This is a genomic window from Dyella sp., from assembly GCF_035508675.1.
GTDB lineage: Bacteria > Pseudomonadota > Gammaproteobacteria > Xanthomonadales > Rhodanobacteraceae > Dyella_B.
Map to the genome: position 1 here is coordinate 1 of NZ_DATJMN010000236.1, position 11,200 is coordinate 11,200.

Below are 11,200 nucleotides of genomic sequence, written 5' to 3' on the forward strand. Positions count from 1 at the left end.
CGCTTCAGAAACCACGCCACCGACATCAAAAAGGAGAATCAGAACCTGGCATCCATCCCGAGCTAAGCTAACCTGCAGCACTAAACGGGTGGCTCACTTTTCGATGAAAAACCCGGCTCAGTTTTCGGCGGAAATCAACAGATACGCGGTTCCAAGCATCATTGACACGTGGCGATGATCATTTCATTCCGCTTCGCGAGCGAGTGCGTATCGCTCACCGGCAGGGCGCGGACTTGTTCGTCTCCATTCACGCCGACGCAGCACCCAATGCCGAGGCACAAGGCGCCTCCGTTTACGTACTTTCCAAAGATGGCGCCACGTCAACGATGGCGCGCTGGCTAGCCAAGAGTGAAAACAGCGCCAACCGGTCTGCACCTGCACGCGATAGCGCCTTGTATTCACCCGATCCAACACTCTCGAAGGTGCTGGTCGATATGTCGATGGACGCAACCATCGCTGCAAGTCTCGACCTCGGGAAAATCATGGTCGACAACCTTGGCCAAGTGACGCGGATTCATCAACAAGTGGTCGACCAAGCGGGGTTTGCCGTCCTCAAGTCACTGGACATCCCTTCCATCCTGGTCGAGACCGGCTTCATGAGCAATCGCGATGACTGCATTCGTCTTATGTCCGAGCACCATCAAGACGAGCTTGCCGGCGCTCTTCAACAGGGCGTCACGGACTACTTCCGCCGTCATCCGCTGCTTCAAACATTCCAGGACAAAAGCTAATGCGATGCCAAGTGTCGTTTCCACGTTTAGCGAGGATCACTGCATGAAGGCATCACGTGGAAAAAAAAGACGCTTCATCTCATCTGCATCGGACCAGGAAGGCACCCCTTTGTCAGCGTCTAGAACCGCGTTTGGCCACATTGATCCACAGTCGGCACTGCGGGAGGTCTCAGCAATCTGTCGCGATCATGGGGTGCAATTCACCGAGCTTCGCCAGCGGTTATTGCTGACATTATGGGCGTCATCTGTACCAATGACCGCCTATGAACTATTGCATCGCTTAGAAGAGACTTGGGCGCGTACCCTGGTACCAATGACGGTCTACCGCGCCCTGAGCGGATTACTCAATGTAAATCTCATTGCCAGAATTGAGAGCCACAATGCTTATGTATCTCGTTCGACGAGAAGCCATCCTAATGCCAGCGTGTTCCTAATTTGCACTCAGTGCAAATCGACCATCGAAATCCAAGACGTATTCGTAGAGGAACGAGTAAATGAAAGCGCAGGTCGTGTCGGTTTCCAGGTACAGCGAAGCGCTCTTGAAATTCATGGGAAATGCGCGCGGTGCCTAGGTGGTACGAAGTTAGACCTTGGCGCCCCATAGCAAGGAAATGAGGGCCGTTAACACTGAATCATGACTTCTGGCACAGGCCTTCACGCAAATTTGGTGAAATGTTATAACATTCTAATAACACAACAATTCGCTAAGGATGACCCCGTGAAACGAGCCCCACTTGCCCTGAGTCTAGCGATCGCATTGCTCTCTCCTGCGGCGTTTGCCGCGCAAGGAAGCACGACAGATGCAGCCGGTCCGGCCCAGGCCACCGATACCGCCGGCCAGTCCGCGCAGGGTTCGACTTCCGACAACGGCTTTCGCAACCGAGCCGGCATCAGGCCTACCCAGTTGGGCGCGGTCAACGTGACCGCTGCGCTTGACCAGGCACGCAACGAGCTGTCTCCGGACACGGGAAGCAACCAATATGTGATTGACAGCAAGGCTATCCAGGCGCTGCCGCTGGGCGAGTCAACGCCGCTCAACCAAGTACTGCTGCAAGCACCTGGCGTGGTGCAGGACTCTTTCGGCCAGCTGCATGTGCGTGGCGACCACGCCAACCTGCAGTACCGTATCAACGGCGTGCTCTTGCCCGAATCGATTTCCGGCTTTGGCCAGACCCTGGACGCACGCACGATCCAAAGCATCAAGTTACTCGATGGTTCGCTCCCGGCGCAGTACGGCGAGCGTACGGCTGCCGTGGTGGACATCACCACCAAGGAAGGCGCCGAGTTGGGCAACGGTGGCAGCGTCGGCATTACCGGTGGCTCGTTCGGCACCGTCAATCCCAATGCGTCCATCTGGGGCAACAGCGGAAACTGGAGCTATTTTCTCACTGCCAACTTCATGAAAAACGACGTCGGCATCGAGAATCCCACGTCCAGTCGCGAACCTATCCATGACCACACCGATCAGGTCAAGGCATTCGGCGACGTCTCCTATCTGATCAACAACAACACACGCTTGAGTTTCCTGTTCGGCGTGGCGAACAACCGCTTCCAGATCCCGAACAATCCCGACCAGGCGCCAAGCTTCGGCTATCTGGACACGGTCAACTTCAACTCGGCCGATCTCGATGAGCGCCAGGACGAAATCACTCGCTTCGGCATGCTGGCGTTGCAGGGCAAATTCGGCGACACCGATTATCAGGTATCGATCGGCCAACGCTATAGCGATGTGCAGTTCATTCCCGATGACATTGGCGACCTGATGTTCAATGGCGTGGCCGCCGCCATCGATCAGTCCGATCGCGCCTCGACTGTCCAGGCCGATTTCGCCATGCCCTGGGGAGGCTCGCACACTCTGCGCTACGGTCTCTATGGCAATTTCGACCAGGGTGCGACCAATACCAATTCGCTGGTTTTCCCGGCCAATGCCGATGGCAGCCAAGCCAGCACGGTGCCGTTCAACATCTTCACCGGACAAAACATCACCGCGCGTACCTGGGCCGCCTATGTACAGGATGAATGGAATTTCGCCGATCAATGGACGGTCAACTACGGCGTTCGCGGTGACGAGTACGAAGCCTTCCGCACCGAGCGCCAGTTGAGCCCGCGCGTGGGCCTGGTCTGGCAGGCGACGCCGGACACGACCGTGCACGTCGGCTATTCGCGCTACTTCACCCCGCCGGCTACCGAACTGATCTCGGACAAGGCTATCGCGCTGTTCACCAACACCACCAATGCCGTGCAGAACTATGGCAACAATACGCCTTTGGCAGAGCGTTCCAACTACTACGACCTTGGCATCTCGCAGAACATTGGTCACCTCACGCTAGGCCTGGACGGCTATTACCGTGACGTCAGCCGCCTGCAGGACGAAGGCCAGTTCGGCGCGGCACTGGTCTATTCCACCTTCAACTACGAGTACGGCAAAGTGCGCGGCGCCGAATTTACGGCAAGTTACGAGGATGGCCCTTGGTCCGCCTACTTCAACTATGCCTACAACCGCGCCATGGGCAAAAAGGTTGTAACGAGCCAATACAACTTCGATCCGGACGACCTGATCTACGTGGCAAGCAATTACATCCATCTGGACCACGATCAAAAGATCACCTCCTCGGGCGGCATCAACTATGCGATCACCGACGCCACCAAGGTCGGCGCAGATTACTTGTTCGGCAGCGGTCTACGGCGAGATGGCGACATCCCCAATGGCCTGTCGATGCCCTACTACTTCCAGCTGAACCTCAGTGTTTCGCACGACTTCAATTTCCAAAGCACCGGCACCCTGCATACACAGCTGGCGGTCATCAACGCGTTGGATCGCACATACGAATTGCGCGATGGAACCGGTATCGGCGTAGGCGCTCCACAGTTCGGCCCTCGTCGTGGCGTTTACTTGTCCCTGCAGAAAGACTTCAGCTTCTGAACCTTTTGGGGAGTGCGTGCTGTCGCCGCGCCTCCCCTTTTTTGACAAGGCGGCCAAGCATGTCCCTGTATCAGGAAACAATGGTCGTTCGCGCTCGGCACCGCAACAGCATCAGCTTCCGTTGCGCTCAAGCCGAGGTTGCCAGCAACGTCCGACTGCAGGCCAGGGAAAAACGCCGTGTTACAGCACTTGAGAGCATAATCTAGAACCCGTTTCGTAGCGCCCGAGCTTCTATGCGAAAATATTTCGTCGCCATGCTCTGCCTGCTATCGCTCAGCGTTGCTGCGCAAGGCAAGATGCCGATGACCGCCAGCCCGTCCCACGCCGTGGAGTTAGGGGCGAGCGCATCTTTCGATGCTCATGGCCGCCTGTGGGTAGTCGACGCGGCGGACTAACACGTTCGCGTGCGTTACTCGAACGATCTCGGCGTAACGTTCAGCGCGCCGGTCATGGTCAACGCTCAACCCGAGCCGATCTATGACCGCAGCGAAAATCGGCCCAAGCTCGCCATCGGTACGCATGGCGAGCTTTACGTCAGCTGGTCGCAATCGCTCGCCAGGCCATGGACGGGCTTCGTATGGTTCGCCCGTTCACTGGATGGGGGCGCACACTTTTCCACGCCGATCACCGTGCATGTCGACCGCACCGAGATCGGCCATGCTTTCGATGCGCTGGCGGTCGATGGAAAGGGCCGCGTGGTAGTCGCGTGGATCGACAAGCGCGATGCCGAAGCGGCAAGCGCACGAAAGAAGCCATACCTTGGCGCCGCCTTGTACTACAGCTGGTCGGATGATCAAGGCCGCACATTCGCGCCTGAGCGCAAGCTCATGGACCATAGCTGCGATTGTTGCCGTATTGCACTGGCGCGTACGCCCAGAGGCGATATCGCCGCCTTTTTCCGCGGCATCTTCGGCGACAACATCCGCGACCATGCTTATGCCGTACTTCATGCGGATGCGCAGCCGAACAAGGTCGAACGCGCCACCTTCGATGACTGGCAGATTGCCGCTTGCCCGCGTCACGGTCCGGGTCTCGCCATAGCTTCCGACGGCACGCGTCATGTGGTCTGGTATGTCGCCAAGGACACGCCGACGATATGGTACGGTCAACTCGATCCGGGCCATCGGCCGCGCCATGTGCAAGCCATTGCGGGCACAGGTGCCAGCCATGCCGATGTAGCCGTCGATGGCCACACGGTGTGGGTAGCGTGGAACCAGGTCAATGCGCAAGGCTATACCTTGATGATCCGCCAATCCTTCGACGACGGCGCTCATTTCGACAAGCCCAGGAGCCTTGCCTCGACGGCCCCATCAGCCGGGGCGCCGCAGTTGCTGCTTTGGCGCCATCGCGCCTATGTTGCGTGGAACACGGCCGAGGGTTTTCGTCTGCTGACGGTCGGAGAGCACTGATGCATCGCGTATTCGTGGCGTTGGCAATGCTAGCACCCATGTTGACCCATGCCGCACCTCTCATCGGCCTATCTGCTGCCGACGTTCCCGCCTTGCTCAAACCGCCGAGCCATGGCGAACGCATCATCGAGCTGTGGGCCTTGGACTGTGTGTACTGTGAATTGAACATGCAGGCCGCCGCAGCATTCCAGCGGGCCCATCCGGACGACGTCCAGTTGATAACGGTCGCGACGGATAGCATTGCTCAGAAAGACGCCATACTTGAACGCCTGCATGCAACGGGCCTGGATCGTTATGCGGCGCGCGCCTATACCGATGCGACTCCGGAGCGGATCAATTACCTGCTCGACCCAGGTTGGGGCGGAGAAACACCCCGCACGCTCGTGATTCATGCCAATGGCACGACGCGCGGCATAAGCGGTGCATTGACGCCCCAACGTCTGCCCGCGCTTTAGCGCCTTTGGATTAACGGCGTGTCAGACGGACGACGCGGATGCCCGCAGTCCAATACCTTGCGTCAAGCCTCAAAAAAACCGGGCAAAGCAGCGTCATTCGACAGCAGCAGACGCGCCCAAGGTTCTTCAAAGTCGTTGGGGACGTGATACGGATCACATACGAGAAGTGCACAGGTACGAATAGTCCGGGCGCGTACATGGGACGTACCGGTGAACTGCACATCCTGTGCATTGCACGGCCTCGCAGAAGAAAGAGAGAGCAAGCGTCACGCATCCGGCCACTCGTGACGGAATGGCACAATGGCCGAAGGCTCCATTGTGTTAAAAATGCTCAAAATGCAGCGATGTTATGAGCTGCCATCACGTATTTAATTTACGTTAAATGCAAAAAGCAATGTTATAACAACTCGATCTATTCAACCCGCACCGACAGGGGGATTGCGGATGAAGCGAGTGGCATCGTGTCTTGCGACATTGGCCGCATTGAGTTCAACAGGGGTGCACGCCAAGGTCACGGCCATACGCTGCACATCGCATCGAGAAGTCATCCATAGTGGCGACACCGCCATGAGTCTTGCATCGCGCAGTGGTGTCGGTGCAGGGCATTTCGCGACGTGGCTCAAACGGTCTGATTCCAATACGCGTCAAGCGCTGAAACATATGCGCCCGGGTGATGTGTTCGATGCCTGCACTACCGCTTCAGGTGCGACGGACAATGCCCTTGTCGACGTACGCATCATCCGCGACGACACAGGAAGAAAGCTCGCGCGACAGCAAGATCAACTGAAGCCCTCTTCGCCCTCCTTGTTCGCGGGCGTTACGGGGGAAGTGGTGAGCACCGCTCGCCTGGTCCCTGAAAAGATCGCCGTATCAGCGACTCCTTCAGCCGCCGCCCCGGGAAATGTGATCGCGAACGTAATTGATCCAAAGCTCACCCCGCTGGCGCCCGGCCATCTCTTGAGCATGGAGTTGGAGCGCCTACTTGGCCACCATCCTATCGTTACGGCGGCGATCGCTTACGCACGTGAAAAATGGCATATCGGGGAACGCCTGCCTGAAGATAGCCACTGTACCTTGGCGCTGGTCCCTGGAAACCGGCCCGGCTCTCGAATGCAGCTGGCCTATATCCAGTTCGATTACCAGGGACGTACGGACAGGGTCTATTACTACGTCGACGGCCATGGTCACGAATTCCTTGTCGGCGCGCATGGTCAGGGCTATCGAGTGCTTGATCCTTTGCTTCCAGTATCGGATGCACGCATCTCGTCTGGATGGGGCTGGCGCATCCAGCCGGTACTCGGTGGCAATGAATTCCACCGCGGTGTCGACTACGCCGCGCCAATGGGAACACCAGTACGCGCCACCATGGACGGCGTGGTTGATATATCCGAATGGCGCGGCGAGTACGGGCGCCTGATCGAGGTCAAGCATGGCGCCAATCTGGCGACTCGTTACGGACATCTCAGCGCCTTCGCCTCGCACATTCGTTTGGGCAGCCGTGTCCATCGCGGTGAAATCATCGGCTACGTCGGCAGTACCGGCTTATCGACCGGACCTCATCTTTATTACGAGGTCTGGGATCATGGCGAACGCATCAATCCCTTGACCCGTCGATCATGGACGGTGCTGGCCAGCCTGGACCTGCGTGAACGCGAACGCTTCGGTACTTACGTCAACAGCATCAGGGCCGCGCCATGACGGGGACAGTGCGATTGCTTGACGCTCGGATGGGCCGTTCGCCCTAGACCTGGCCCGCACGCACCATGGCAGCCAAAGCCAGCCATGCTACGTGTCGATGGAATGTTACCCGCCGAATCACCGTTTACCCCTCCGTTTCGAAGACCTGCCTAACCATGAATCTTTCGTCCCCGCGTAAGCGACACCCCGGCTGACGCCTCTGCAAATTCCCGCTCTGGCATTATTTTCGCAATGTTATAACATTGCAATTTTAGGGTTGAAAGGGCGCCATGCCACCAGGATTCGATCTCGCCGGGGCCCTCATGGCCAGCATTGCCGTCGCCACCGCCTCCCTCGCGGCTCGATTCGTGGTGTGGTTGCCCCCGCGCTACCTTCAGGCCTGCTTACCGTGGCTGCAGGCGTCGGCAGCAGGACTGTTATTGGGCGATGCGCTACTGCACATGCTTCCCGAGGCTATCGGGCGTGGCTTGTCGGCCAGTCAGGCAGGCCAACGTCTGGCCATCGGCATCCTGGGATTGTTGTGCATCGAATGCGGTGTACGTGCGATGAGCGCACCCTCTTCCACGGCGGCGTTCGCGCGCATGGACATCGTCGGCGACGCGTTGCATCACGGCGTCGATGGCATTGTGATTGGCGCGAGCTTTGCCATCGATCGCACGCTCGGTGTCGTTGTGGCGCTGGCCATCATGGCGCACGAGTTACCGCGGGAAATGAGTAATGCAGGTGTACTGGTCGCCGGCGGCTATGCGGCGCGTCGTGCTTTCTGGTTGTCGGTAGCAACGACGCTGGCTATTCTGCTTGGCGCGCTGAGTATTGCGTTGGTCGGGCATTCACCGATGTTTCTTGGCACCAGTCTCGCGCTGGCGGCAGGTACCACGATTTATCTGGCTTGTGGCGATGTGCTGCCTGGTTTATGGCCGAACTTGAGTTCGAAGCATCGTTTCACGCCGGCACTGGGCGTGGCCGGGGGCCTGGCATTCATGTGGTTGGCGGCGGTGCTGGATCATGGGCACTGACGTGCAACGCAACGCGCATCCAGGCCGTGTCTTGATACCGATCACGGCGTTTCTGCTGCTGGGCGGCGCGCTTTACTGCCTGATGCTTGCGAGTTTCATGACTGAGCCGGCGTCGGTCGCAACCTGGTCTATCTTCGGCAGCGCATTGTTGTTGGCATCCAGCGGATTTCTCGGCGAAGTGGTACTGAGCCATGTGCGAGCGCGTGCGCAACCGTGGCAGCGTCCTGCCGAAACACCGCTCGAATCATCCACTGGGCCGTGGTCGATCCTGCGTGCGATACGCGAACACTATCAGCGCGTCGGTAGCACGCTGGCTGGAGTCGACTGGGTTGGCGCATGGTCACCGATCGCGATGGCCTTTGTTGGGAGCTTGCTGGCGGCTGGCATCGCGATAGCGATGTGGCCTACCACGGGCCGAATGACCACCGGAAGGTTGCCGGCGCCCTGGATCGGGTGCGCATTGATCGTGATGGCCTTTCCGTTGCTGGTGCTCGATCGGCTGCACGCGCGATTAGATAAAACCGCGTGGGCCGCCGCCCCGTCGTTGGAAAACCTGCTGCGTATTCCGCTGGTCGTCAGCGTCGGTCTGGGTATCGCCAGCATTCTCCATTCGCTTGGTTATGCGTGGCCTTACCTAATCCATCGCGTGCTGATTCTGCTGGTGAGCGTGGTGGCCATCGAAATCATGCTGCGTTCGGTGGCGCGCATCTTCCTCCCGATGCCTCCGGTGGAGGAGCGACGCACATCCGCGGCAAGTGCCATTGCTCGACTCCTTGCACTACGCTGGCCACGACTTGCCGATCTGGGCGCCGGGATACAGCAGCAATTTGGCATCGACTTGTCGCGCAGTTGGGCGATGGCGTTCGTGGCGCGTGCATCGCTGCCCATGTTCGTCGGTTTTTGTGTGTTGGGCTGGCTGCTGACTGGGCTGACCGCCTTGAGTATCAATCAGCGCGCGGTTTACGAGCGCTTTGGTGTGCCAGTGGCGATCGAAGGCCCCGGACTGCACCTCCATCTACCATGGCCGTTCGGGATCATGCGCAAGGTCGAACTGGGCGTCGTGCATGAAATGCCGATTGTGTTCCCGACCACCCCGAATGGCATCGCCGCAGACGCGATCGACGCACCGGCCGATGCCCAGACCTCGCCTGCCGAAGCCATACCCTCGGCCAGCGAGGATCGGCTTTGGGATGACTCGCATCCGTTCGAAGCCAGTTATTTGATTCCCAGTACGGCGAACGGACTGCAGGGTTTTCAGATCGTCAATATCGATTTGCGCATCGTGTATCGCACCAGCCTTTCCGACCAGGGCGCGATGGCGGCCGCCTATCGCGTGACCGATCCCGAGGCGCTGATCCGTGCAGCGGCCGGCCGCATGCTGGTACAACATTTCTCGCGCTATACGCTCGCTGATGTACTGGGCGAAAATCGTGCGCGGTTCGTGAGCAGTTTCCGCGACGAATTGCAGCAACGGCTGGATCAACTGCAAACCGGTACCGACATCATTGCCGTGGTGGTCGAAGCGATTCATCCGCCACCGGAGGCCGCCGCGTCTTACCACAATGTCCAAGCGGCGCAGATCAAGGCGGATGCACTGATATCGCAAAGCCGCGGCACGGCATTTGTGGCGCTTAGCAAAGCACAACAGACCGTCGACAGCACTCTCGATACCGCCAAGGCCGATTCGGCCGAACAGGTGAATCAGGCGCAGGCCGCGCTGACGCTGTTCCATGGCGATCACCAGGCTTATCTGCGTGGCGGCGACGTCTTCCTCACGGAACGATGGTTCAACCACCTCAGCCAGGATTTGCCGAAGTCGCCGCTGGTAATTGTCGATCACCGCATGAACAACACCCTGGAACCTACCGTGGATCTGCGCCGATTCAGCCCATCGGCGACACCTCCGTCGGTTATTCCTGAGCCATGATCGCAGGAAGCACGCTATGACGCATCATCATCACGGCCATTCCCATGCACATCATCATGGACATGGCGATGCCGGAAACACAGGCCGTTTCGGATTCCTGCGCCAATACCGCGTGTGGATCGCCGCTGCCATTGTCTTGATCCTGACGCTGTCCGCCTGCCTGGTGACGGTGGAGCCTGGCGAGGCGATGGTGATCACGCGTATCGGCAATCCTGTTCGCGTGGTAATGACGCCCGGGCTGGCACTGAAATGGCCGGTGCCGATCGAAAACACCATTCCGGTGGACCTGCGGCTACACACCACCTCAAGCGGTTTGCAGGATGTGGGTACGCGCGACGGCTTGCGCATTATTGTGCAGGCCTACGTGGCCTGGCAGGTTCCCAGCGATGCCGAGCATGTGCGTCAGTTTCTGCGCGCGGTGCAAAACCAGCCCGACATCGCGGCGGCGCAATTGCGTAGCTTCGTCGAATCGTCGCTGGAAATCACTGCGGGCAGCTTCGACCTGGCCAGTCTGGTCAATACCGATCCGAGCAAGATCCAGCTCAACCAGCTTGAAGATCGCCTGCGCGCGCGCATCGACGAGCAAGCACTGAAGGTCTACGGCATTACGGTCAAGCAGGTCGGCATAGAGCGTTTGACCTTATCGACCGAAACGCTCGACGCCACCATCGATCGCATGAAGGCCGAGCGCGACACGGTGGCGGCGCAACGCTCGGCGGAGGGGCAACGCGAAGCCGCGGAGATCACTTCGCGTGCGACCAGTGATTCGCGCATCGCCATTGCCAAGGCAAAAGCCGATGCCGCCGACATCGAAGCGAATGCCCGCGTGCAATCGGCCGCTATCTACAAGCAGGCTTACGATACGGACCCGCAGCTCTACAGCATGTTGCGTTCGTTCGACACGCTCGACGCCACGCTGGGCGCCAACACGCGCCTGATCCTGCGTACCGATGCGGCACCGTTCCGCGTGCTCGTCGATGGCCCGGGAGCCTCGACTGCCGACAGCAAGGCGCGGAAACCGCAACCATGACACGCGTTGCC

Annotated in this window: 8 protein-coding genes and 1 pseudogene; all 9 read left to right on the plus strand. The window is 59.0% G+C overall.

The annotated features are described in order from the left end of the window. Positions 1 to 155: 155 nt before the first annotated feature. Positions 156 to 731, plus strand: a pseudogene (locus VMA74_RS12465) (N-acetylmuramoyl-L-alanine amidase); the annotation flags it as partial. Positions 732 to 774: 43 nt separating this feature from the next. Then, complete coding sequence (locus VMA74_RS21645) at positions 775 to 1,335, plus strand: Fur family transcriptional regulator (RefSeq protein ID WP_414649608.1); 561 nt, start codon at positions 775 to 777, stop codon at positions 1,333 to 1,335. A 114-nt stretch (positions 1,336 to 1,449) separates the two neighbouring features. Then, on the plus strand, positions 1,450 to 3,654 hold the full coding sequence (locus VMA74_RS12470) for a TonB-dependent receptor (protein ID WP_325367392.1): 2,205 nt from the start codon (positions 1,450 to 1,452) through the stop codon (positions 3,652 to 3,654). 404 nt (positions 3,655 to 4,058) lie between these two features. Further along, positions 4,059 to 5,063 carry a sialidase family protein gene (locus VMA74_RS12475; protein WP_325367394.1) on the plus strand — a complete coding sequence of 335 codons (1,005 nt, stop codon included), beginning with the start codon at positions 4,059 to 4,061 and terminating at the stop codon, positions 5,061 to 5,063. Beyond that, entirely contained in the window at positions 5,063 to 5,518 is a 456-nt protein-coding gene (locus VMA74_RS12480; RefSeq protein ID WP_325367396.1) for a hypothetical protein, read from the plus strand. The genes VMA74_RS12475 and VMA74_RS12480 overlap by 1 nt, the downstream gene beginning before the upstream one ends. Positions 5,519 to 6,085: 567 nt before the next feature. After that, positions 6,086 to 7,216 (plus strand): M23 family metallopeptidase, encoded by a 1,131-nt coding sequence (locus VMA74_RS12485; RefSeq protein WP_325367398.1) that lies wholly within the window; start codon positions 6,086 to 6,088, stop codon positions 7,214 to 7,216. Positions 7,217 to 7,518: 302 nt separating this feature from the next. Beyond that, positions 7,519 to 8,232 (plus strand): ZIP family metal transporter, encoded by a 714-nt coding sequence (locus tag VMA74_RS12490; RefSeq protein ID WP_325367400.1) that lies wholly within the window; start codon positions 7,519 to 7,521, stop codon positions 8,230 to 8,232. After that, positions 8,222 to 10,159, plus strand: a complete 1,938-nt coding sequence (locus VMA74_RS12495; protein ID WP_325367402.1) for a protease modulator HflK — start codon at positions 8,222 to 8,224, stop codon at positions 10,157 to 10,159. Before VMA74_RS12490 ends, VMA74_RS12495 begins: the two co-directional genes overlap by 11 nt. Positions 10,160 to 10,175: 16 nt before the next feature. Beyond that, positions 10,176 to 11,189 carry an SPFH domain-containing protein gene (locus VMA74_RS12500; RefSeq protein ID WP_325367404.1) on the plus strand — a complete coding sequence of 338 codons (1,014 nt, stop codon included), beginning with the start codon at positions 10,176 to 10,178 and terminating at the stop codon, positions 11,187 to 11,189. Positions 11,190 to 11,200: the final 11 nt, after the last annotated feature.